Source organism: Pontibacter sp. HSC-36F09 (assembly GCF_024171605.1).
Lineage (GTDB): Bacteria > Bacteroidota > Bacteroidia > Cytophagales > Hymenobacteraceae > Pontibacter.
In genome coordinates this window covers 247,478-270,099 of sequence record NZ_JALKAA010000002.1, presented here as the reverse complement: position 1 = coordinate 270,099, position 22,622 = coordinate 247,478, and the positions used below count along the sequence as shown (strand labels likewise).

The window sequence follows — 22,622 nt, the reverse complement described above, 5'->3', positions numbered from 1 at the left end:
TCCTATCCATGCATAGCTCCTATACCGTCAGCGGACGTATCATAAACCTGCACCAGCAAGAGATTTTTGAGGGAACGGTCCATGTGTCAAACGGCCGCATTTCTAAAATAGTTCGTGAGGCCACCTCCTCTTCCAGTTATATTTTGCCGGGCTTTGTGGATGCGCACGTGCACGTGGAAAGTTCCATGCTTGTACCTTCCGAATTCGCCCGGCTGGCTGTGCCACATGGCACGGTGGCCACGGTGTCGGACCCGCACGAGATTGGCAATGTGCTAGGTATAGCTGGCGTGGAGTACATGATTGAGAACGGGAAAAAAGTACCCTTTAAGTTTTATTACGGGGCTCCCTCCTGCGTACCGGCCATGCCTTTCGAAACAGCCGGCGCCGAGATAACGGCTGCTGACATCGAAACCTTATTTCAGCGCGACGAAATAAAGTATCTGGCTGAGATGATGAACTGGCCCGGCGTGCTGCACCGCGACCCGGTAGTGATGGAGAAGATAGAACTGGCCAAGAAATACGGCAAAGCGGTGGACGGTCATGCACCCGGTCTACGTGGCGAACAAGCGGCTCTTTATGCTTCAGCAGGCATCACCACCGATCACGAGTGCTTTACAGCAGAAGAGGCGCTCGACAAACTAGCCGTAGGTATGAAGATACTGATCCGGGAAGGAAGTGCCGCCAAAAATTTTGAGGCGCTTATACCTTTGCTAGCGAGCCATCCCGACAGCATCATGTTCTGCTCCGATGACAAGCACCCCGACAACCTGGTGGAAGGCCACCTGAATCTGCTCGTGAAACGGGCGCTTGCCAAGGGTCACGACCTGTTCCATGTGCTCCGTGCCGCCTGCATGAACCCAGTCGAGCATTACAAGCTGGAAGTTGGTCTGCTGCGCGAAAACGACCTGGCTGACTTTATTGTGGTGAACAACCTCGAAGACTTTTCCATCGAGGCTACCTATATCAACGGGGAACTGGTGGCAGAAAATGGCAAGTCTAAGATCAACTTCACCCCAAGCGAGGTCATCAACAACTTCAACACCGAACCCAAAACGCCGGAGCAGTTCCGGCTAGCCGATAGCGCCAGTAAGATCCGTGTAATTGAAGCGTTTGACGGACAGTTGATCACGCACCAAGTATGGGCGGAACCGAAAATTGAAAATGGCTTCATACAGTCTGATGTGCCGCAGGATGTGCTCAAGATAACCGTGGTGAACAGGTATGCGAATGCTGAACCGGCGGTAGCTTTTATCAAGAACGTAGGTATACAGCGCGGCGCCATCGCCTCCTCTGTAGGCCACGACTCACATAACATCATTGCCGTGGGGGTAGATGACGAGAGCATCGCCCGTGCCGTAAACCTGATCATCAGTGCAAAAGGAGGCGTGGCCGCGGTGGATGGCACGAAAGAACAACTGTTGCCGCTGCCGGTGGCAGGCATTATGTCGGCGGCAGATGGCTACGAAGTGGCCAAGGCTTACTCGGCCATCGACGGCATGAGCAAGGAGATGGGTAGCAAACTGGCCTCCCCTTTCATGACACTCTCGTTCATGGCACTGCTCGTTATACCTTCGCTCAAGCTCAGCGACAAAGGATTGTTTAACGGTGATGACTTTAAATTCGTACCTGTAGCTGAATAGTGTACCTTGCACAAAAAGGTATAATACCACGGCCCCGCGGGGCTTAGCAAATGGAGGAATTTATCATTTTTGTTGTGGGTGCACTCGTGAGCGGGTTTGGCACCATCATCGGTTTCGGGGGAGGCGTGTTCATGGTGCCGATCCTGATCATCTTCTTTGGATACAACATCGAGATCGCCATCGGTGCGACCATGTCGGCGTTGGTGCCAGCCTCTATCATTGCCTCTGTCTTCAACCTCCGCGACCGCAGCATCGATTACGTGGTGGGCTCGCTCATTCAATTTCCGGCGGTGGCCGGCACGGTGTTGGGAGCCTTTCTGGTAGCCTTTCTACCTGTCTCAGAGTTGCAGGTGATCTTCGCGCTTTTTGTGCTGACGGTGGGATTCTTTATGGTGAAACCACAGGACAAAGAAAGGATTCAGCGGCATTCGGGTATGATGTACCGCATCCGTCGGGTGCCGACCTCATTTATCCGGAAAAACAGGGCAAAGCACATTGCTTATCGCCTGAACGGGGGCTTGGTGTCGGTCTTTGGTTTTGCTTCAGGTATAATTGCAGGTCTGTTCGGTATAGGCGGTGGTTTTCTGCAGACTCCTATGATGATCAAGCTTTTCCGCATACCGCCACAAATCGCCACTTCCACCTCGCTCTTTATCCTGGTAATTACCAGCTTTACCGGTTTTATCAGCCACTACCTGCTCGGCAACGTGATTTGGAGCCGCAGCCTTCCGCTAATGGCAGCCTTTGCTTTAGGGGCGATTGGCGGTAACATGCTCAAAAAACGTCAGGGCAAAATGCAGGACATCGAAAAACTGATCGGAGTTGGTTTGTTGCTGGCCGGTGCGGGCGTAATCATTAACCTGCTGATCAAATCCAATTTCGGCTTCTCATTCTAGGTATAGCGCAATCTAAATAATTAGTAGCCTATACTTGCTCCACTTCACAGGTATATCTAGGCTACGTGATGGCTTCCATGTGAGCAACCCGTATGTATACCTATACCTGGCTTTTCAGCCCGCATAAAACGAAACGAGCCGATGTGCTACTCTTGCTTGAGTCAGCGCATCGGCTCGTCTTTATACCTACGTCTTTTTAAGCCTCCTGATTGGCAGAGCTAAAATGCTTGTTGATCAGGTTTTTAACTTTCTCTGCCGTGAGCGGCTTGGTAAGATACTCTGCCGAATACTTCTGAGCGGCATCCGTATCCTGTGGATGCGTTGATGTGGTCAATACGGCGAGTACTATATTTTTCCGGAACTCAGGGTTCAGCCGTTCATACAGGTCCAGCATTTCGAATCCATCCATCACCGGCATGCTGATGTCCAGGAAAATCAGTTCCGGCTGAAAATAATTTCCGTCCGTCTGCTCGTAGTTGTTGTTACTCACATTGTACAAGTAGTCGAATGCCTGTTTGCCGTTCACAAACGTGCGTATGTTGTCTGTCACCTGCATTCGCTCAAGCAAACGCTGGTTCAGGAAATTTGTGGTGTCGTCGTCGTCAATAAGAAGAACGCCTGATATCTTTTTCATAGCTAAACCATCCCCGGCCTGTTTCTACGCAAGCCGTATATTTCAAGCTAACGTTTCTGAATTAAATTGTCCTACGTTTAACCCTTGGTATTTGCCGCATCACAAGGTACACAAGTTGGATACTTCAAACAAATTATATACCTCGAATTTAGTTACCTTAGGTCGTTTAGTCGATGTAGCCCTGCGCGCGCATCCACTCGTCGTTGTAGATCTTGCCCAGGTAACGGGTACCGTGGTCTGGCAGCAACACCACCATAACATCATTCTCCGTCAGGTTGTTTTCGCGGGCATATTCCAAAGCTCCGTATACGGCCGTTCCGCTTGACCAACCTACAAACAGTCCTTCCTCCTTGGCCAAACGGCGCGTCATGATAGCGCCGTCTTTGTCGGTCACTTTCAAAAAGGTGTCGATCACGTCGAAATCCACATTCTTGGGCAGGATGTCCTCGCCTATACCTTCGGTGGCGTAAGAATAGATTTCGTTCTCGTCGAAAATACCGGTTTCCTTATATTTCTTGAAAACAGAACCGTATGTGTCTATACCTACTGTGATCAGCTCGGGCTTATGCTCCTTCAGGTAGCGCGAAATACCAGTTACCGTACCGCCAGTTCCCACTCCGGTGACGAAGTGCGTAATCTTGTCCCCGGACTGCTCCCATATCTCCGGACCGGTGCTTTCGTAGTGCGCTCTCCAGTTGGATAGGTTGTCATACTGATTCGGGTAAAATGAGTTCGGGATCTCTTCATTCAGGCGCTTAGCCACCGAGTAGTACGAATCCGGATGGTCAGGGGCTACGTTGGTCGGGCACACACGTACCTCGGCACCAACGGCACGCAGAATATCCATTTTCTCCTTGCTCTGCTTATCGGCCAGCGTAAAAATGCACTTATAGCCTTTCGCGATAGCCGCCAGTGCCAGTCCCATACCTGTGTTGCCGGATGTGCCTTCTATGATCGTGCCGCCCGGCTTCAGGATGCCGGCCTTCTCGGCATCTTCAATCATTCTGATTGCCATGCGGTCCTTTACAGAGTTGCCCGGGTTCATGTACTCTACTTTGGCCAGTATGGTCGCTTTCACGCCATCGGTTACGTTGTTAAGCTTTACTAAGGGGGTGTTACCGATCGCCTCGGTTATATGATTCAGGTATGTCATCTGAGTGCTTTTTTGAGATACGGGTGCAAAGGTACGTAATAAAAATTATACTTAACAGGTATAGCCCCCTGCCCTCCGTATAACAGCAGGTATACCTGTTCCCGTTCCGCCGGGCTGTTTTAGCGCCTATATTAGCGTTAACTATTTTTTGGAAGCGCCGCAAAAAAGCCTATTTTTGCACTACCTTATTTTAGACCATCATTCATCAACTTAATAAGATACACATGAGTGTTTTAGTAAATAAAAATTCGAAAGTGATCGTACAGGGCTTCACGGGCTCCGAAGGTTCTTTTCACGCCTCTCAGATGATCGAGTACGGCACCAACGTAGTGGGTGGTGTTACACCAGGCAAAGGCGGCAACAACCACCTGGACCTGCCGGTTTTCAACACAGTGGAAGATGCTGTGAAGAGAACGGGAGCCGATGTTTCTATCATTTTCGTGCCGCCGGCTTTCGCTGCCGACGCGATCATGGAAGCTGCTGATGCGGGCATCAAAGTAATCGTTGCGATTACAGAGGGCATTCCTGTGAAAGACATGGTGATGGCCAAAAACTACCTGAAAGGCAAAGATGTGACTCTCATCGGTCCGAACTGCCCGGGTGTAATTACGCCAGGTGAAGCAAAAGTAGGCATCATGCCAGGTTTCGTGTTCAAGCCAGGTCGTATCGGTATTGTTTCTAAGTCAGGCACGTTGACGTACGAGGCTGCTGACCAGATTGTGAAGGCTGGCCTGGGTATTTCTACAGCTATCGGTATCGGTGGTGACCCGATCATCGGAACGCCAACCAAAGATGCGGTACAGCTGCTGATGGAAGACCCTGAAACAGACGCGATTGTGATGATCGGTGAGATTGGTGGTAACTACGAGGCAATGGCTGCCCAGTACATCAGCGAGACTGGCAACAAGAAGCCAGTGGTTGGTTTCATCGCTGGCCAGACTGCTCCAGCTGGTCGCCGTATGGGTCACGCCGGTGCGATTGTAGGTGGCGCTGACGATACTGCTGCTGCCAAAATGAAGATCATGCGCGAGAATGGCATCCACGTGGTAGATTCTCCTGCTGAGATTGGTGCTACGATGGTAGAGGTGCTGCAGAAAGCTGGCATGATCAACGCTTAATTTGATTTGCTATACCTGATTAGGTATAAACATAGAAACGGGCTGCTTCTGATGAGGCAGCCTGTTTTGTTTTCGGTAGCAGACCTCGCGGGGCGTCTTAAGCAACGGTCGTGGCTATACCTATACCTGGCGTAGCTACTGCTTCTCTATACTCTAGGCTAATTGGTTTCATAGCTTGCCCTAGCCGGGCGGGCCTCACTTTTTTCCTTGATGAAAAAAGTAAGCAAAAAAATCAAGACGCTCCAAACTCGCTGAACGCTCGAACAGTGGAGCGCCGAAATGTGCACCTGGCTAATGTGATCTGTTTTATAGCTTCCGGGGCAAGTTAGTCTTGCTATACCTGCCAGGGGTTTGTGTAGTCTGGGTCTGAAAAAACGAAGAGTAAACCTTGAAATGGCAGTTTCAGACTCCCCTCCTTAGACAAGGAGGGGTTAGGGGTGGTTGGACCCGGTAGAGCAAAAGGATTGCTGCCGCTACAGGCTTTATACTTGTGAGACCGCAGCGGCAGGAATTCCCCTCTCGGGAGGGGCAGGGGTGGGTTGAGTAAAGTAACAACCTAAACTGCAGCAGCTACATAGCTATCTATACCCAGAATACTTGAATGGCAGAAAATCCCCCTTGGGGGTAGGGGCTCTCGACAAAGAAGGGGGCACAGGGATGTTAATCGTGCACGGAAATCCTGTCAATCTTCTAATTCTTAAATCCTGATTCAGACAAGCACTCAATGCAAGATTCCGACAGTCCTTGACCATACCTGCAGTTCTAACCTCCTCAACTCCCCAACTCCTTCACTCCCACCACTTGCTGATTTTTGCGGTTACGGATGTGCGCAGGTATAGCGGCTACAATTTCATTCTGCAGGGCCTCGATCAGGCGTTTTTTCAGGAAGCTGCGGTGTACGACCAGGCTTACTTCCCGCTGCGGCTGCGGCTCCCGGAAGGTATGGACGAGCAACTGCTTTTCGGCAGGTATATCGAGTACGGAGAGTTCGGGTAGCAGCGTGAGTCCGCGTTGGGTTTCTACAATGCGTTTGAGGGTTTCGAGGGAGCCGCTCTTGTAGTCGAAGTGGCCGGAAGGGGTTGTGCCTCCGCCCCGGTTACAGATGTTGAGCACCTGGCTCCGGAAACAGTGCCCTTCGTTGAGCACCCACAATTCGTCCAGGTCGAGCTGCTCCGGGCTTATAGCCTTGCTATTAGCTAATGGGTGAGACGGGTTGATATAGGCCACAAAAGCTTCGTAAAACAGCGGCAACTCCTTTATAGACTTGTCCTCGAGGGGCGTCACCAACAAACCAACATCAAGCAGCTCATAGTTCAGCTTCTGCACAATTTCCTCGGTCAGCAACTCCTGCACCACCAGTCGCACATCCGGATACTTCTCCATAAAGCTCGTCACGAAAAGCGGTATCAGGTAGGGTGCTAAGGTAGGTATAACGCCCACGCGCAGTTCGCCGCTCAGCTCCTGCTTCTGGTTCTGCACAATCTCTCTTATCTTTTTCGACTCCGCCACCACAATACGGGCCTGGGCAATCACTTCCTTTCCAATCTCGGTGGGCCGCACAGGCACTCTGCTTCGATCAAATAACTGTACTCCTAACTCTTCTTCCAGCTTTTGCAGCTGCATACTCAGAGTGGGCTGCGTCACGAAACAGTTATCTGCCGCCGTCGCAAAATGACGGTGCGTGTCTACCGCCAATAAATATTCTAATTGTACCAGTGTCATGCTATCAAACGTATAGTATAGAGGCGCTTTATATCAACAGGCCAGTCACCTCAGGCAGACAGACTTTTTAGCCTCCACCCGCTAAAGTATAGATTATCTCTATACCTGCATCAATATAATCGATTTGGTTTATAATCACAATTTGGGTATATTTGTATATACAAACAATAAAGACATACAAGACTATGAATAAGCTGACTAATATTGGATTGGAGAAACAAGACTCCGTAGAAATTGCTGACAAGCTGAACGAGTTATTGGCCAACTATCACATTTACTACCAGAACCTGCGCGGTTTTCATTGGAACATCAAGGGCATACACTTCTTCCAGCTGCATGCCAAGTATGAGGAGTTGTACAACAGCGCGCTGGCCCGCATCGATGCGCTGGCAGAACGTATCCTGACCATTGGCCAGAAGCCGCTGCATTCCTTCTCGGACTACCTGCGTGTGTCGAGCATACAGGAGGCATCAAGCCTGAGCGGTGACCGCGAAACGGTAGAAGCGACGCACCAGAACCTGTCTGTGATTGTAAGTCTGGAGCGTGATATTCTGGCGCTGGCCGCCGAGCGTGACGACGAAGGTACGGTAGCGCTGGTGAGTGAAGACATCAACGAAAATGAAAAAACGCTTTGGATGCTGAAGGCTTTCCTGAGCTAAGAATTTAAGTGACGATTGGTTTTAGTTTAATGCAAAAGCCGCCTGCTACAATAGTAACAGGCGGCTTTTGTTTATACCTGGGCTATACCTTACTTGGCGTAGCTAATGGCTCTCATTTCGCGGATTACCGTGATTTTGATCTGGCCTGGGTACTGCATTTCTTTTTCGATCTTCTGCGAGATGTCAAATGAAAGCTGTGCGGCTTTTTCGTCACTCACGTTGTCGGCGTCTACCATGATGCGAAGTTCGCGGCCAGCCTGGATAGCGTAGCACTGGTTCACACCGTCAAATGATACGGCAGCAGCTTCCAAATCCTTCAGACGCTTGATATACGACTCCATGATCTCGCGGCGGGCACCCGGTCTAGAACCGGAGATGGCGTCGCAAGCTTGGATCAACGGAGAAATCATCGCGGTCATCTCGATTTCGTCGTGGTGAGCGCCGATGGCGTTGCAGATATCCGGATGCTCCTTGTATTTCTTGGCCAGCTCCATACCGATGATCGCGTGTGGCAATTCCGGCTCGTCTGGGGTTACTTTACCGATGTCGTGCAACAGACCGGCGCGCTTGGCGTGTTTCACGTTCAACCCAAGTTCTGCGGCCATGGTGGCGCACAGGTTGGCTACTTCGCGTGAGTGCTGCAGCAGGTTTTGTCCGTAAGAAGAGCGGAAGCGCATGCGGCCCACCATCTTGATCAGTTCAGGGTGCAGACCGTGTATACCTAAATCGATGGCAGTACGCTCACCGATTTCCACAATCTCTTCTTCAATGTTTTTGCGGGTTTTCGAAACTACCTCCTCAATGCGGGCCGGGTGGATACGACCGTCAGCTACTAAACGGTGCAGCGACAGTCGGGCAATTTCGCGACGAACCGGATCAAAACCAGAGATAATGATCGCTTCCGGAGTGTCATCTACGATGATTTCTACACCAGTGGCAGCTTCCAGAGCGCGGATGTTACGGCCTTCACGACCGATGATCTTGCCTTTGATGTCGTCGCTTTCGATGTTGAAAACAGACACGCAGTTTTCGATGGCGTGCTCCGCGGCAGTACGCTGGATAGTCTCCACCACAATTTTCTTGGCTTCTTTGGTAGCGGTGAGTTTGGCCTGGGCCACAATGTCCTTCACGTAAGAAGATGCATGCGACGTGGCTTCGCTTTTCAGGGCTTCTACCATTTGCTCGCGGGCTTCGGCTGCGGTCAGACCAGCTATTTTCTCGAGACGTGCCACTACCTCGCTGTGCTGCTGTTCTACTTCTTCTTTGCGTTTCTTGAGAACTTCCAGTTGGTGGTCGAGTGCTTCCTTCTCCTTGTCGAGTTCAGTTTCGCGGCGCTTGGTCTGTTCCATCTGCTTGGCCACGTGCTGCTCGCGCTGCTTTACCTTGTTCTCGTTCTGAATGATGATGTTCTTCTTCTTGTTCGATTCTTCTTCGAACTCAGACTTCAGCTTCAGGAATTTTTCCTTGGCCTCCAGCATGCGGTCTTTCTTGATGCCTTCGGCGTTGATTTCAGCTTCGCGGATAATGGATTTTGCCTTTTGGCGGGCAGCTTCCTCCTGCTGTTTGTATACCTTTTGCAGGAGTACGCGCCCAATGTACACGCCGACTCCGAGCGCGACAATGGCGGTGATTAGAATGATTAAAATATCGGACATACTATACGCTTTTATGGTTTATAAAAACAATAGCAGTACCTGCAGCAAGACAGTGAAGTGGCTTTACAAACCACACTGTAGTTAATTAGACTGCTTAGGGGGCAGTCTCGGTTTGGTTTACTTATTTGTTGATAAGAGCTCGTCGAGCACGCTCAGTTGCGCACCTACTTTGTCGAGATGGGCATTTTTGTCATCCTCGAGCTTCAGCTTGTCCACCATGGTTTCAAAAGCCACCATAGCCAGCAAGTCCTGCTTGTCCTGTATGCCAAACTGGTCTTTGAAAAAGCGCAGGCGCTCGTTCAAAAGTTTACCCACTACCCGAAGCCTTTCTTCTTCTTCTTCCTTCACCCGCATCGGATACTCGCGTTCTGCGATGCGAATCTTAATAGCTAATTCACCCATCCGTTGCGTTTTTTAGGTATAGGGCCACTTCGTTTCTTTGTTTCCTGACAATGGCCTGCCGTATGTCCGGCTCCAGCTCACTGCCTCCCGCTAGTCACGCAAGTAGGCGATACACTTATCAATTTCCCTTATATATTCGTTTAACTTCAGCTTTAACTCTGTCGAATTTGCAGTGTTTCCTGCTATCGCATCTACAATCTTAACAATATTCTCTTGATTTTGAAAATTTTTTATTTGCTGTTCCCGCTCCTGCAGCTGCGACTCCAGCATTTTAATTTCTTCCTGCGCGGCGGCAAGCTTCTGTTGCGCGTCGGTGTGGCGGTTTAAGAGCTGGCGCACCTTGCTCTCAATCGACTGAAGCTGTTGCAGTTGTTTTTCCTTTGGCATAACTATTTGCGGATAATGGCTCCCAGCTGTTTCTCAAATTGCTGCATCAGGCGGTTCATCACGCCATCGATCACTTTGTCGGTCAAAGTTTGCTGGCGGTCCAGCAACGTGAAGCTCAAAGCATAGGCTTTCTTGCCTGCGGCTATCTTATCGCCTTCGTACACATCGAACACGTTCACGCCTTGCAGGAGCTTGCGCTCGGTGCGCAGCGCTATTTGCTTCAGCTGCTCAAAGGTCAGGTTCTTGTCCACCACCAGCGACAGGTCGCGGCGCACTTCCGGGAACTTCGGCAACTCCTCGGCCACCAGTTTGTCTTTGTATTTCTTGATGAGGTAGTCCCAGTTGAGTTCGGCGTACCATACCTGTTCTTTCACGTCCATGGCTTTGGTCACGGCTGCGTCCAGCAAACCGACCTGTGCGATCACGGTGCCGTTTTTCACGTAGGTGATGCCCTGGCGCATATAGCGGCTTTGCTCAATGGCCTGCACTTCGTAGTCGGCAGCGTTGAGTTTCTGCAGCACGTTCTGCACCATACCTGCCAGGTCATGGAAAGCTACTTTCTGGGCGGGCTGCTTCCAGCTTTCGGCGGTGGTGTTGCCTACCATGTAAAGCGCCAGTTTGCGGGTCTCTTTGTAGCCGTCTTCCAGTTGCTCGTATACCTTGCCGAGTTCGTATACCTTGAGGTCGCGCTGACGGCGGTTGATGTTGTAGCGCAGCACTTCCAGACCCGAAAACACCATGCTCTTGCGCAGCACGTCTAGGTCTTCGCTGTTGTAGTTGAGCACTTTCACCAGCCCGGCCATCTCCTCGTCTCCGCCAGCGGCATAGTAGTTGGAGTTGGTAATGGAGTTGGTGATGATCTCGTGGAAGCCGTTAGCCGAGATGTAATCCAGTATGGTGCCCGTGATGTCCTCCGGGTAAGGTTTCGGGAAGCTGGCCATGTAGGTGGTGGCCATGTGCTCGCTCACCTCGATGTTATTGAAACCGTAAATGCGCAGGATTTCCTCCACCAAATCGGCCTCGCGGGTTACGTCTACTTTAAACGGCGGCACAGAAACATGCAGCTTCTCTTCTGTTTCGCCGGTGATTTCTATACCTAAGTCGGTCAGGATTTCTTTCATGCGCTCAGCGCCAATGTGCTGACCGATTAAGATATGAGCACGCTCAATATCCAGCGTCAGTTCCAGGTTCTGAATCGCCTGCGGGTATACGTCTACAATCTCAGAGCTAATCTCACCGCCAGCCACTTCCTGTATAAGCAAAGCAGCACGCTTCAAAGCGGTAATCACCATATTCGGGTCGGTGCCGCGCTCGAAACGGAATGACGCGTCGGTTTTGAGGTTGTGCGCCATACCTGTGCGGCGAACGTAGTCTGGCGAGAAGTAAGCACTTTCGATGAAAATATTCGTTGTTTCTTCACTCACTCCCGACTCTTTGCCACCGAAAACACCGCCAATCGCCATCGGTTCTTCGGCGTTGCAGATCATCAGGTCGTTGGCTTTGAGTTTGCGCTCCACACCGTCCAGCGTCACGAATTTACTGTCGGCTTCGGCAGTTTTCACGACAATCTTATTGCCTTTTATTTTATCAGCATCAAACGCGTGCAGCGGCTGACCCAACTCGTGCAGCACGTAGTTGGTCACGTCCACGATGTTGTTGATCGGGGCCAGGTCGATGGCACGCAGGCGCTTCTGCAGCCACTCCGGCGAAGGTCCCACCTTCACGCCGCTCACGGTTACACCGGCATACCTTGGGCAGGCCTCTATGTTTCCGATCTCCACCTCAATCGGGCGGGTCGTATTGCTCACGTTGAAATCTTCTACAGAAGGCAAGGTATAAGGCACACGCAAGAGGGCTTTCAGGTCGCGGGCTACACCCAGGTGCGAAGCGGCATCAGCGCGGTTTGGCGTTAATCCGATTTCGAATACCTTGTCAGAGCCCAGACCGAAATACTCAGCGGCAGGCGTACCGTTTGGCAAATCGGTGTCGAGCACCATGATGCCGGCATGGGATGTGCCGACGCCAATCTCGTCTTCGGCGCAAATCATACCTTCGGAAGCAGCTCCGCGTATTTTTGATTTCTTGATTTTGAAAGACTCACCACCGCTAGGGTATAGCGTGCTGTTCACGGTCGCCACTACCACTTTCTGTCCGGCAGCTACGTTGGGCGCACCGCACACAATTTGGCTTGGCTCGCCTGTGCCTATATCCACGGTGGTCACGCTCAGGCGGTCAGCATCCGGATGGCGCTCACAGGTCAGCACTTCGCCTATCACGATGCCCTCCAGACCGCCTTTTACCTGGTCGAAATTGTGAATCGCTTCCACTTCCAGACCAGAGCCTGTCAGCAAGGCGCCTGTTTCTTCAGCGGTTTTATCTATAGAAATGAGTTGTTTCAGCCAGTCGAATGAAATCAGCATGGTTATTTTTGTTGTTCTGTAAGGTATAGCCCCGTTCGGTTGAAGCTAATTCCCAAAATTAAGGATTTTTCTTTGCTCTTTGATAAAAGCCAATAGGACAAAGGAATTTTAGATGAAGCTACCTCACCAGAGGCTGCTCTTTCAGTTTGCAATCCGAAAGTTTATGACCAGCAGACTTGTAATCCGCAATCGCAGAGGCAGTAGCTGCTGGCAGGCAGATTACAAATCCGATATAGCGATGGAGCGTTCAGGTATAGCACCTTCTATAAAATCCTTTGTCGAGTACTTCCTGAAAGCGATCGTGTTACCTGATACGAGTTGGGTGACACAAAAAAGCCCTACTCCACCACCGGATGCACTTTATCGTAGTTTTTCTCGCCGGCCTCCACTGCCACAGTCAGGCGGTTTTCTTTGGGCGGCACCGGGCATACGTATTCAGGGTTGTAGGCGCAAAAAGGGCTGTAGGCGCGATTGAAGTCGAGGGTGGCCGTTTTGGCGCCTTCTTTGATCGGCACATCCATGTAGCGACCACCGCCATAGGTATCGAAACCGTTGGTTTTATCGGTAAAGGGCACAAACAGCTTATCTTCTTCCTCTTTCACCTTTTTGTAGAGCGTCAGGCGCTGCGGCTCTCCGTTTAGCTCAAAATTGGCGATGGCATAGCGCATGTAAGCCTCGGTGCTGCCGTTGGTCATGGGCATGTGCACCGTGTCTTTCGGGGAAATGTCTTCCAGTTTCACGTTTACGCGGTAGTCCAGGTTGGGCTCGTAATACATCAGGTTGGTGAACATCCTGCGGTCGGCTTCCTCAAAAGGACTGTTCGTGCGGCCGCGAAACGACAGGTCTTTTTCCTCCCGCTCTTTTTTCAGTGGAATCAGGTAATTGTCGTCGCTCAGAAAAGACTCGCGCACAAAATAGAAAAGCACCAGCGCAATGCCGGCCATTATGATGATTTTGAAGGGTCGTTGCATGGGGTTGGGTAATTTTGCTGCAATTTCGGAAAAAATTCGTCAATGTGACCGCACGGCCGGCTTTTCAGTGGCTTGTGGCAGATAGTGTTTAACGAGCATTTCAAAGGCTGCTGTTTGCTCCCGCTGCCACACCTCCTCGCGATTGAGTTCGAGGGCCATGACTTCGGCTACCACAGGCGCCATTTCCTGCGCAGCGCGGGCATCAAGGAACAGCACCCGCAATCGCCGGGCCAGCACATCCTCCACGCTACGGGCCATCTCGTACCGCACCGCCCAAACCACTTCGGCCAAGGTATAGCTAAAGTCAGGATGCAGCTTGTGGGCCAGTTCAGGTTCGGACTGCATCAGTGCCTGCAAAGCCGTTGCATCGCTGCTGTAAATAGCAAATCCTCCAGGATCATTAGGCACAGGTATAGGTAACGAAGGTATAGCACCGTGTATGGGCAATCTCTCCGTACGGCAAGGTATAGCAGGCAGCCCCGCCACCCGGATAGCGGCGTTCACAGTGTCTTCGGCCATCTGGCGGTAAGTGGTCCATTTGCCGCCTGTGATGGTGATCAGCCCTGAAGGAGCTACCAGCAATTTGTGACTCCGTGAAATCTCCTTGGTACTACCGGTTAAGCTACTAGGGGCAGCTAAGGGACGAAGGCCGGCAAACACGCTCAGCACATCCTGTCGGGTCGGGGACTTCTGCAGATAAGCTCCAGCGGTTTGCAGGATAAAGTTAATCTCCGTATCCAACGCCACAGGTTCCAGACTCAGTTGCTGCAGCGGGGTATCGGTTGTGCCGACCAACACATGCTCCTGCCAGGGTATAGCAAAAAGCACGCGACCATCCGGCGTTTTAGGAATCATCAGGGCGGCATCGCCTGGCAGAAAAGACTTATTGAGTACCACGTGCACGCCCTGACTCGGCATCACCAGTGGGTTTTGGGCAGGTTGGTCGAGTTGCAGAATTTCATCTACATATACGCCAGTCGCGTTCACCACTGCTCTGGCCCGCAAGGTATAAGGCTGGCCACTTTCCAGGTCTACCGCCTCCACACCATTCACTTTTCCTTCAGCGTCTTTGGTCAAGCCTGTCACACGAACATAATTCAGCACCGTTGCACCCTGTTCAGCGCAGGTTTGGGCGAGGTTCAGAGCCAGTCGGGCGTCGTCGAATTGCCCGTCGTAGTACACAATGCCGCCTTTCAGGTTTTCGGATTTGATATTCGTCATGCGCTCGAGCACGGTTTTGCGACTCCACCAGGCGGTGCGGCCCAGGCTATACCTGCCTGCCAGCAAATCGTAGAGCGTGAGGCCGGTGCCATAGAAAAAGCGCTGCCACCAACTGTAGCAAAGGATTACAAAAGGCTGCACCGACACCACATGCGGCGCGTTGCGCAGGAGAAGTCCACGCTCCCGCAGCGCTTCGAATACCAGTCGGATATTGCCCTGCGCCAGGTAGCGCACCCCGCCGTGCACCAACTTGGTACTGCGACTCGAAGTGCCTTTCGCAAAATCGGACTGCTCGAGTAAGAGCGTCTTATACCCGCGCGAAGCAGCATCGAGCGCTGTTCCTAAACCCGTGGCGCCACCGCCTATCACCAACACATCCCAGACCGGCACATCGGAAAGCTGGCGCAACATGGCCTCGCGGGTAAAAGGAATAGCTGCCATAGGCGGTTTCAGGTATAGATTGAGCGGTTAACGATTCTCTCAGAAATGGTAGCTTAAGGTAGCGGTTATTCTCTTCAGAAACTCGGAAAATAGCTGAAAACTCGCTATCATTATGACATTTACAAATCCTACCATGAAATCCCCTTACTTCCGTTTCCGCCTACCTTTTTTTGCTTTATTATTCGTGTTGCTTTTTGGCTTTTCGTCCTGTGTGCAGGAAGGCAAAACCGCCGATACCCTCTCACCTGTCGAAACCGCTATACCTGTTGCACCTGCCCTTTCCGACACCGCTATACCTATACCTGACAGTCTGCAATTGCTGGCCGCTATACCTGCCGGTCCGGATCAGCCTGTGGCCCTGGTAGCCAGCTCCATCGCCGATGCCGAAACCATCATCGCCCGCAAGCAGGTGCCGATTCTGTGCTACCACCAGGTGCGCGACTGGCGAGAAAAGGATTCCAAACAGGCCAAAGATTACATTATACCTGAAGACCGCTTCAAAGACCACATCAAAATGCTGGCCGACAGCGGTTACCAAACCGTGCTGCCCGACCAGTTGCTGGCCTACCTCACCACCGGCGCCCCGCTGCCCAAAAAACCCGTAATGCTCACCTTCGACGATACCAGCCTGGGGCAGTATACCGCGGCGGCACCGGAGCTGGAAAAGTACGGTTTCAAAGGCGTGTTCTTCATCATGACCGTATCGCTGGACAGACCTAACTACATGACCAAAGCGCAGGTAAAGGAGCTTTCAGATAAAGGGCATGCTATTGGCTCGCATACCTGGGATCATCAGAATGTGAAGAAATACCAGGGACAGGACTGGGTAACACAAGTAGAAAAACCTTCGCGACAGCTGGCCGAGATTACAGGAAAACCAACCGAGTACTTCGCTTACCCATTCGGACTCTGGAACCCGGAGGCTATACCTGAATTGAAACAGCGTGGCCTGATAGCGGCTTTCCAACTGGCCGATAAGCGTGACCCGCAGGACCCGTTGCATAGCATCCGCCGTATTATTGCGAGTGGCTATTGGAGCTCCAATTCGTTGCACCGAGCCATGGTGAATAGCTTTTAAACAACCCTGCACCCATCCCTTCAGTTTGATAGGATGCTGCGTATCAGGAAAAATGAATGCGCACACCGTAAATGCTAAAATATTGAATGACAGGGCTTGACTTTATTGTCTTTTATCTTTTGTCTAAAGACCCTTAGTCCTGTTACTTATACCTTCTAACATCATGCAAACAGACGAGAAACAACTTCGCCAGATGATATCGCAGCTCGACGTGCTGCAACAGGATGCCCTTGAACTGGAAAAGAAGTTTGCCACAGCCATCAAAAGCGTGCACCCATCTTTCCGCACGAGCGCCCGCAACCTGTTGCACTACCTGTCGCTGCGGCAGCATGACATACGGCAGCTGCAGGAGAACCTGGCCCGTTTGGGGCTCTCCTCGCTGGGTCGCTCCGAAGGACATGTACTGGCTAGTTTGCAGGCGGTGCACAACATGCTCTGCCACCTGCTCGACTGTGCCCCCACCGAAAAACCCATACCTGTTTCACATGCTGAAAGCGTTGAGCTGCTCGAAAAGCACACGAGCGAACTGTTGGGGCCCCGACCTCCCAAACGCAGCACCCGTATCATGGTCACTTTTTCCACCGAACTGGCCCAGGACTACGAACTGGTTAAGCGCATGCTACTGGCAGGTATGGACTGCGCCCGTATCAACTGCGCCCACGATGACGAGGAGGTATGGGAAACCATGGTTCAATCCATCCGGAAGGCCGAAAAGGAGACGGGCCATAGCTGCAAGATCCTGATGGACCTGATGGGACCCAAACTGCGCACGGGTCCGCTCAAACCCGGCCCCGCCCTGCTGCCCATCCGCCCGATTCAGAACGAACTGGGGCAGCTCGTGTCGCCCGCCAAGGTATGGCTCGCCCCTGCCGGTGTGGAGAATGAGGTGCCCACAGACGCCAGCCTGCCCGTCGACGAGGCCTGGGTGGCGCAGCTGCAACAAGGCGATAAGCTTAAGTTCAGAGACACACGCGGTCGCAGCCGCACTTTCACGGTGATGCATCGCAAAGATAAAGGCGTCATCGCGCACCTGTTCAAATCTTCTTATATCGGCACGGGCACCGAACTCACCATTACTAAAAAGAGCGCCCTGGAGCGCAGTGCTAAGGTGGGCGAATTGCCTGCCAGCGTGGCACCCATCTACCTGCGCAAAGACGATTTGCTGATACTCACCAAAGATGAAGCGCCCGGTGAGCCTGCTCTCTACGATGCCGAGGGGCATATTGTAAAACCAGCGCGTATTGCCTGTACCCTGCCTGAGGTATTCAGTCGCGTAAAGACAGGCCAGCCGATCTTGTTTGACGATGGCAAAATAGCGGGCGTGATCATGAATGTGAGCGAAGATAACTTGCTCGTGAAAATTACCGAAGCGAAAGAGACCGGAAGCCGCCTGTTGCACGACAAGGGCATCAACCTGCCCGAAAGCGATTTGCAGTTGAACGGGCTCTCGGAGCAAGACAGTCAGCACCTTGCATTCGTGGTGAAACATGCTGACATCGTGAGTCTCTCGTTTGTGAACCACCCCGAGATGATCGAGGCGCTGCACAAGGAACTGAAGCGCCTGAAGGCACCGCCACGCCTGGGCATTATCCTCAAAATCGAGACGAAGGAAGGTTTCCGCCACCTGCCTCATTTGCTCCTGACCGTCATGAAAAACCACCCGGTGGGCGTCATGATTGCCCGCGGCGACCTGGCCGTGGAGTGCGGCTGGCAGCGCCTGGCCGAAGTGCAGGAGGAGATTCTGTGGATAACGGAGGCGGCGCACATACCGGTGGTGTGGGCCACGCAGGTACTCGAGTCACTTGCCAAGAAGGGGCGTCCGTCAAGGGCCGAGATCACGGACGCCGCCATGTCGCAGCGGGCTGACTGCGTGATGCTTAACAAGGGGCCATACGTGCTGCGGGCTGTGGAACTGCTCGACGATATACTCCAGCGCATGCAGGAGCACCAGCACAAGAAAACATCCATGCTCCGTCCACTGCACGTATCGGAACTGGCAATGCCCATCAGCGGCGCCGACATTTAGACTCTGACAGGTATAGTCTGGAGTCGGCTATACCTGCACCTGAATATTTTTGACTATGAAAATGGCCCTGGCCCTACTATTTTCTATCGGCCTATACCTTTGCACAGCACCCTATACCTTGGCGCACACCTATTACATCAGTTCCAAAGGCAATGACGCCAACACGGGCACCACGACTGCTTCCGCCTGGCGCAGCATCGCCAAAGCGAACAAGCACAGGTATAGCCCCGGCGATTCGCTGCTGCTCGAAGGCGGCTATACCTTTTCGGGCGGGCTTTATTTTCATCAGGAAAATCTCCAGGGCGAAGGTGCTCCGCTGGTCATCAGCTCTTATGGCGAAGGCCGCGCTACCATTGATGCGGGTGACAGTTACGGCTTTTATGCGTACAATGTGGCAGGTATAGAAATCCGGGATCTGAATTTCCGGGGCAGTGGCTATACCCGCAACACCAACCACGGCATCCTTTTCTACAACGACCTGCCCGGCGATGTGAAACTGCCGCACATCGTCATAGACCAGGTGGAGGTGAGCGGCTTCCGGAAATCCGGCATCACGCTGGGCGCCTGGAACGGCAACAGCGGTTTCCGGGATGCCCGCATCACAAAGGCCGTCGTACACGACATCGACTCGGTCGGCATCAACACCTACGGACAGTTCGACCATACCAAAACCGGCTACGCGCACCAAAATATCTACATCGGGCACTGCCATGTGTATAAAATTTACGGGCTGATACTCCCCGATAAGCACAGCGGAAGCGGCATTGTGCTGTCTGATGTGGACGGCAGCACGATAGAGCACAGCGTGGTCCATACTTCGGGCATGCAGAACAAGAACTGTGGCGGACCAATCGGCATCTGGGCCTGGGACGCCAACAACATCACCATCCAATACAACGAGGCCTACAACATGAGCGCGGGCAGCGGTTGCGACGGCGGCGGCTTTGATCTGGACGGCGGCGTGTCCAACTCCGTGATGCAGTACAACTACTCGCACGACAACGACGGCGCAGGTTTTCTGATTGCGCAGTTTGAGTGGGCCCGCCCGATGCGTAACAACATCATCCGGTACAACATCTCGGAAAACGACGGCCGCAAAAATGATTACAAGGGCATCACGCTGTGGGTGGAGAACCATGAAAGAGGCGGCAATCTGGACTTGCTCGTGTACAACAACACCATCTTTGCTGACAGTGCGGTTGCCCCTTCCGGCGGAGGCGTGTTCTTCAAAAGCGGCGGTCACCATAACGTCAGGTTTTTCAACAACATCTTCTACAGTCGCAACGGAGCCCCCATGTTGGTAGCCACTGATACGACGATGGATGTTTCTTTTCATCACAATGCTTACTACAGCGAAGACGGCCGCTATACCTTTGTGTGGGGCGATGTTCGCTATACCTCCCTGCCCGATTTTCAGGCAGCCACTGGTCAGGAAGCGATAAACGGCAGTCCGACAGGTATGGTGGCAGACCCACAGTTACAGGCACCAGGCACGGCAGGCACCCTGGGCTATCCGCTCGATTTACAAGCCCTGCGCGACAGGTATAGTCCTCAGAAAAAATCACCGCTTATCGACAAAGGTATAGCGGTGCCCCTCCCTCCTTCATTTGCTCCAGCCACAGAAGACATCTTCGGCAATCAAATTGAGTCGACCGCTGCACCCGACATAGGCGCCGTTTCCTATACCCGACCGAAGTTTTTTCAATTGCTCAAGGAGCTGTTTTGAGTTTGGGAGTTGAGATACCCGTGAGGCAGGCAGAAATATTGAAGTTGGGGAAGAATATATAAAAGATTCTATGTAACTTACTTTCAGCAGGCTCTTGACTTTGCTTATACCTGGATTTAAACAAAGCATATGACATCATTCAATCTGGTCGGATTTTTTGCTGTACTATTAGCTGTGGCAGGTGCTATCATCAGCATCGGGCATTTCTTCGAAAACAAGTATATCGGCTGGGCTTTCATCGGAGCGGGTTTAGGACTGTCCATTATCAACACGTGGTGGAATATCCGGAAGCATAAGCGGTGAGCTTGTCGGTTCTTGTTTCCCTAAAGGTGAGCCGTTCTTACAAATCCAACTATATTAACATTCTTGTTTTAATTTAGCATCATGCTTAAGTCTACAGCCACTTATTCCATCGCGCTGCTTCTTTTGCTCGTCACTTTCACCCAATGCACCACTAGCAGGCAAAAAGTGCTCAGGCAACAGTATAAACAGATCTACATCGAAGAGTTTAAGCTGATCTATTTTCAAAAGCTACTAGAGGCAGGTTTCAATAACTCCGAAGAAGTGAACAATTTGATCCGGTTTGACAAGAGTGGCTTTACAGAGCCTGTGCTCACCATAGAAGATTATCAACTAATCGAGCGTTTGGTGCAGGCTGACCAGCAACAAATGAGAGCCGACTCTGCAGCGAAGATAGGTAGAGTAGCTGAGGGCGCAGAGGGCAAGCATGTGTTTAGCCATATTCTTACCAAGTTAGAAGGCAAGTGGCTGGACAACCTGGCAAAAGAACGCTATAAACTCTCAGATTTCCGACATATACCTCTAGATTAAAATGACTAGCCGGCACAAGCTGACGTTACTCCTAAAAAACATTCCCATGAAAAAACTACTCTTCTCTCTCCTACTAGCGGGTTGCAGTTTGCAGGCCTTTGCGCAACAGGAACTGATTCACCCGAAGGAGCAGCAAAAGCAAGGGTTGGTGTCACAACCGCAGCCTTACATCCAGATAAACGGGCAGCAGATCGCGCAGCCTAGCCTGGCGCTGATAAAACCCGACAACATCGAAAGTATTGACGTGCTGAAAGACGAAAATGCTACGGGCAAATTTGGCGACAAAGCCAAAGACGGCGCTATTCTCATCAAGGCCAAGTCCACGGCAGCATTTTCCACGATGCAGGATATTTATACCCATTACCGTATACCTGCGGCTCAGCAAAACCTGAAAGTGGTGATCAATAACAAGCTTGTAAAAGACACCAGCCTGATACTGGCCAACCTGGATCAGATCGAAAAAGTAGAAGTTGTAAAGCAAGACATCACGGCCCCGGTACGCTGGAGCCTAAACGACGAAGAGGAGTTTTTGCATATCACCTCCAAGCCCCAACCCAAGAAGTAAGCACCATGGACGGCACCAAACGCAGCAACATCAAAATAGGCTCGCACGTGAACATCGTGCTCAAGGAAGACCAGCGCACCGGTGACTTAACCGAGGGTTATGTAGAGGCCATCTTAACTAAATCACCTAACCACCCACACGGCATCAAAGTAAGGCTGGAGACAGGTGAAGTGGGACGTGTGAAGGAAGTTTTAGAAGAAGATTAGAGCTTTAATGTCATTTCGAACGCAGTGAGAAATCTGAAAGTATAGGCCTGCAAATCCATATTTCTCACTGCGTTCGAAATGACAAGTTTAATAGTTTTCTCAAACTCAAAGCATCCCCTCATCAGCGAAGCTATAGTAATCGCTATCAGTGAAGATGATGTGATCTAGAATCGGCAGGTCCAGAAACTGTCCAGCCTCTTTCATTTTTTTGGTAAGGGCGATGTCGGCGGCGCTGGGTTTGGTGTTGCCGCTGGGGTGGTTGTGCACTAAAATAACGGAGCTTGCCAGCTGCTCAATGGCCTTTTTGAAGATCATTTTCGGGTCGGCCACAGTGCCGGCCACTCCCCCACTGCTGATGCTCTCCTTCTTCATTACCACGTTGGCGCGGTTGAGCAAAATCACCCAGAACTCCTCGTGCGGCAGATCCAGCAGTTGGGGTTTGATATAGTTGTAAATGTCGGTGGAGCAGGTGATGCGGGTTTTAGCGGCGGCAGTGGTTTCCTTGCGGCGTCGGCCCAGCTCCAGCGCACTCACAATCGAAATGGCTTTGGCTTCTCCTATACCCGGATGCTTTGTCAGGTCTTTTACAGACAGCCTCGCCAACTCATTCAAATCGTTACCTACGGCAGCCAAAATAATTTTGCCCACATCCACTGCGGTTAGCTTGGTCGTACCAGAGCCGATCAGGATGGCAATCAACTCGGCGTCGCTCAGGGCGGACTTGCCCTTGAGCAAAAGCTTTTCGCGCGGACGGTCTTCCTCGGCCCAGGTCTTGATATTAAGGCTGGTGGTATCGTATGCCAAAAGTGCAGACGTAGCTTCTTCTTTCACTGCGGTACAGATTTTGTTAGATAAAAGATTGTTAAGTGAA

Annotated in this window: 20 protein-coding genes and 1 pseudogene; 11 read left to right on the top strand and 10 right to left on the bottom strand. The window is 51.7% G+C overall.

Features of this window, described 5'->3' with window-relative positions; all coding sequences use genetic code 11:
• Positions 1 to 8 precede the first annotated feature (8 nt).
• The gene (ade, locus tag L1278_RS07185; protein WP_253402368.1) at positions 9 to 1,640 is read left to right on the top strand and encodes an adenine deaminase; all 1,632 of its coding nucleotides are present in this window, start codon (positions 9 to 11) and stop codon (positions 1,638 to 1,640) included.
• Positions 1,641 to 1,690: 50 nt separating this feature from the next.
• A complete protein-coding gene (locus L1278_RS07180; RefSeq protein WP_253402366.1) occupies positions 1,691 to 2,536 on the top strand; it encodes a sulfite exporter TauE/SafE family protein in 846 nt (281 codons plus the stop codon).
• Positions 2,537 to 2,732: 196 nt separating this feature from the next.
• On the opposite strand, the gene L1278_RS07175 is transcribed toward L1278_RS07180, so the two are convergent.
• A complete protein-coding gene (locus tag L1278_RS07175) occupies positions 2,733 to 3,170 on the bottom strand; it encodes a response regulator (RefSeq protein WP_253402365.1) in 438 nt (145 codons plus the stop codon).
• A 169-nt stretch (positions 3,171 to 3,339) separates the two neighbouring features.
• Positions 3,340 to 4,323: pseudogene (locus L1278_RS07170) on the bottom strand (PLP-dependent cysteine synthase family protein); the annotation flags it as partial.
• A gap of 224 nt (positions 4,324 to 4,547) precedes the next feature.
• On the opposite strand from L1278_RS07170, the gene sucD reads away from it, so the two are divergent.
• On the top strand, positions 4,548 to 5,441 hold the full coding sequence (gene sucD / locus L1278_RS07165) for a succinate--CoA ligase subunit alpha (RefSeq protein ID WP_253402363.1): 894 nt from the start codon (positions 4,548 to 4,550) through the stop codon (positions 5,439 to 5,441).
• A gap of 771 nt (positions 5,442 to 6,212) precedes the next feature.
• Here the strand turns inward: sucD and L1278_RS07160 are convergent.
• A complete protein-coding gene (locus tag L1278_RS07160) occupies positions 6,213 to 7,163 on the bottom strand; it encodes a hydrogen peroxide-inducible genes activator (protein WP_253402361.1) in 951 nt (316 codons plus the stop codon).
• A gap of 185 nt (positions 7,164 to 7,348) precedes the next feature.
• Between L1278_RS07160 and L1278_RS07155 the strand changes: the two genes are divergently transcribed.
• On the top strand, positions 7,349 to 7,822 hold the full coding sequence (locus L1278_RS07155) for a Dps family protein (protein WP_253402359.1): 474 nt from the start codon (positions 7,349 to 7,351) through the stop codon (positions 7,820 to 7,822).
• Between the two features lie 89 nt (positions 7,823 to 7,911).
• On the opposite strand, the gene rny is transcribed toward L1278_RS07155, so the two are convergent.
• The 6 genes from rny to L1278_RS07125 all read right to left on the bottom strand — a co-directional run bounded on the left by rny (position 7,912) and on the right by L1278_RS07125 (position 15,319).
• Positions 7,912 to 9,477, bottom strand: a complete 1,566-nt coding sequence (gene rny / locus L1278_RS07150) for a ribonuclease Y (RefSeq protein WP_116544876.1) — start codon at positions 9,475 to 9,477, stop codon at positions 7,912 to 7,914.
• A gap of 117 nt (positions 9,478 to 9,594) precedes the next feature.
• The gene (locus L1278_RS07145; RefSeq protein ID WP_116544875.1) at positions 9,595 to 9,879 is read right to left on the bottom strand and encodes a cell division protein ZapA; all 285 of its coding nucleotides are present in this window, start codon (positions 9,877 to 9,879) and stop codon (positions 9,595 to 9,597) included.
• 90 nt (positions 9,880 to 9,969) lie between these two features.
• On the bottom strand, positions 9,970 to 10,266 hold the full coding sequence (locus L1278_RS07140; RefSeq protein WP_253402357.1) for a hypothetical protein: 297 nt from the start codon (positions 10,264 to 10,266) through the stop codon (positions 9,970 to 9,972).
• 2 nt (positions 10,267 to 10,268) lie between these two features.
• Entirely contained in the window at positions 10,269 to 12,686 is a 2,418-nt protein-coding gene (gene pheT, locus L1278_RS07135) for a phenylalanine--tRNA ligase subunit beta (protein ID WP_253402356.1), read from the bottom strand.
• 338 nt (positions 12,687 to 13,024) lie between these two features.
• Entirely contained in the window at positions 13,025 to 13,657 is a 633-nt protein-coding gene (locus L1278_RS07130) for a DUF1684 domain-containing protein (protein WP_253402354.1), read from the bottom strand.
• Between the two features lie 39 nt (positions 13,658 to 13,696).
• Positions 13,697 to 15,319 carry a glycerol-3-phosphate dehydrogenase/oxidase gene (locus L1278_RS07125; RefSeq protein WP_253402352.1) on the bottom strand — a complete coding sequence of 541 codons (1,623 nt, stop codon included), beginning with the start codon at positions 15,317 to 15,319 and terminating at the stop codon, positions 13,697 to 13,699.
• Positions 15,320 to 15,452: 133 nt separating this feature from the next.
• Here L1278_RS07125 and L1278_RS07120 point away from each other — a divergent pair, with 133 nt between their 5' ends.
• The 7 genes from L1278_RS07120 to L1278_RS07090 all read left to right on the top strand — a co-directional run bounded on the left by L1278_RS07120 (position 15,453) and on the right by L1278_RS07090 (position 21,751).
• A complete protein-coding gene (locus tag L1278_RS07120; protein ID WP_253402350.1) occupies positions 15,453 to 16,397 on the top strand; it encodes a polysaccharide deacetylase family protein in 945 nt (314 codons plus the stop codon).
• A 163-nt stretch (positions 16,398 to 16,560) separates the two neighbouring features.
• Positions 16,561 to 18,423 (top strand): pyruvate kinase, encoded by a 1,863-nt coding sequence (locus L1278_RS07115; protein WP_253402349.1) that lies wholly within the window; start codon positions 16,561 to 16,563, stop codon positions 18,421 to 18,423.
• A 55-nt stretch (positions 18,424 to 18,478) separates the two neighbouring features.
• Positions 18,479 to 20,149 (top strand): right-handed parallel beta-helix repeat-containing protein, encoded by a 1,671-nt coding sequence (locus L1278_RS07110; protein ID WP_253402347.1) that lies wholly within the window; start codon positions 18,479 to 18,481, stop codon positions 20,147 to 20,149.
• A 129-nt stretch (positions 20,150 to 20,278) separates the two neighbouring features.
• The gene (locus L1278_RS07105; RefSeq protein ID WP_253402345.1) at positions 20,279 to 20,452 is read left to right on the top strand and encodes a hypothetical protein; all 174 of its coding nucleotides are present in this window, start codon (positions 20,279 to 20,281) and stop codon (positions 20,450 to 20,452) included.
• A gap of 81 nt (positions 20,453 to 20,533) precedes the next feature.
• Positions 20,534 to 20,980 (top strand): hypothetical protein, encoded by a 447-nt coding sequence (locus tag L1278_RS07100; RefSeq protein WP_116544866.1) that lies wholly within the window; start codon positions 20,534 to 20,536, stop codon positions 20,978 to 20,980.
• 46 nt (positions 20,981 to 21,026) lie between these two features.
• Positions 21,027 to 21,545, top strand: a complete 519-nt coding sequence (locus tag L1278_RS07095; RefSeq protein WP_253402343.1) for a hypothetical protein — start codon at positions 21,027 to 21,029, stop codon at positions 21,543 to 21,545.
• 5 nt (positions 21,546 to 21,550) lie between these two features.
• On the top strand, positions 21,551 to 21,751 hold the full coding sequence (locus L1278_RS07090; protein WP_253402341.1) for a YwbE family protein: 201 nt from the start codon (positions 21,551 to 21,553) through the stop codon (positions 21,749 to 21,751).
• Between the two features lie 105 nt (positions 21,752 to 21,856).
• Here the strand turns inward: L1278_RS07090 and radC are convergent, their stop codons facing one another.
• Positions 21,857 to 22,582: a DNA repair protein RadC gene (gene radC / locus L1278_RS07085; RefSeq protein ID WP_371927322.1), complete on the bottom strand. Its 726-nt coding sequence runs from the start codon at positions 22,580 to 22,582 to the stop codon at positions 21,857 to 21,859.
• Positions 22,583 to 22,622 lie beyond the last annotated feature (40 nt).

Coding starts and splice junctions, on each gene's coding strand:
- ade (WP_253402368.1), top strand. CDS start 9: ATGCATAGCTCCTATACCGTCAGCGGACGTATCATAAACCTGCACCAG.
- L1278_RS07180 (WP_253402366.1), top strand. CDS start 1,691: ATGGAGGAATTTATCATTTTTGTTGTGGGTGCACTCGTGAGCGGGTTT.
- L1278_RS07175 (WP_253402365.1), bottom strand. CDS start 3,170: ATGAAAAAGATATCAGGCGTTCTTCTTATTGACGACGACGACACCACA.
- sucD (WP_253402363.1), top strand. CDS start 4,548: ATGAGTGTTTTAGTAAATAAAAATTCGAAAGTGATCGTACAGGGCTTC.
- L1278_RS07160 (WP_253402361.1), bottom strand. CDS start 7,163: ATGACACTGGTACAATTAGAATATTTATTGGCGGTAGACACGCACCGT.
- L1278_RS07155 (WP_253402359.1), top strand. CDS start 7,349: ATGAATAAGCTGACTAATATTGGATTGGAGAAACAAGACTCCGTAGAA.
- rny (WP_116544876.1), bottom strand. CDS start 9,477: ATGTCCGATATTTTAATCATTCTAATCACCGCCATTGTCGCGCTCGGA.
- L1278_RS07145 (WP_116544875.1), bottom strand. CDS start 9,879: ATGGGTGAATTAGCTATTAAGATTCGCATCGCAGAACGCGAGTATCCG.
- L1278_RS07140 (WP_253402357.1), bottom strand. CDS start 10,266: ATGCCAAAGGAAAAACAACTGCAACAGCTTCAGTCGATTGAGAGCAAG.
- pheT (WP_253402356.1), bottom strand. CDS start 12,686: ATGCTGATTTCATTCGACTGGCTGAAACAACTCATTTCTATAGATAAA.
- L1278_RS07130 (WP_253402354.1), bottom strand. CDS start 13,657: ATGCAACGACCCTTCAAAATCATCATAATGGCCGGCATTGCGCTGGTG.
- L1278_RS07125 (WP_253402352.1), bottom strand. CDS start 15,319: ATGGCAGCTATTCCTTTTACCCGCGAGGCCATGTTGCGCCAGCTTTCC.
- L1278_RS07120 (WP_253402350.1), top strand. CDS start 15,453: ATGAAATCCCCTTACTTCCGTTTCCGCCTACCTTTTTTTGCTTTATTA.
- L1278_RS07115 (WP_253402349.1), top strand. CDS start 16,561: ATGCAAACAGACGAGAAACAACTTCGCCAGATGATATCGCAGCTCGAC.
- L1278_RS07110 (WP_253402347.1), top strand. CDS start 18,479: ATGAAAATGGCCCTGGCCCTACTATTTTCTATCGGCCTATACCTTTGC.
- L1278_RS07105 (WP_253402345.1), top strand. CDS start 20,279: ATGACATCATTCAATCTGGTCGGATTTTTTGCTGTACTATTAGCTGTG.
- L1278_RS07100 (WP_116544866.1), top strand. CDS start 20,534: ATGCTTAAGTCTACAGCCACTTATTCCATCGCGCTGCTTCTTTTGCTC.
- L1278_RS07095 (WP_253402343.1), top strand. CDS start 21,027: ATGAAAAAACTACTCTTCTCTCTCCTACTAGCGGGTTGCAGTTTGCAG.
- L1278_RS07090 (WP_253402341.1), top strand. CDS start 21,551: ATGGACGGCACCAAACGCAGCAACATCAAAATAGGCTCGCACGTGAAC.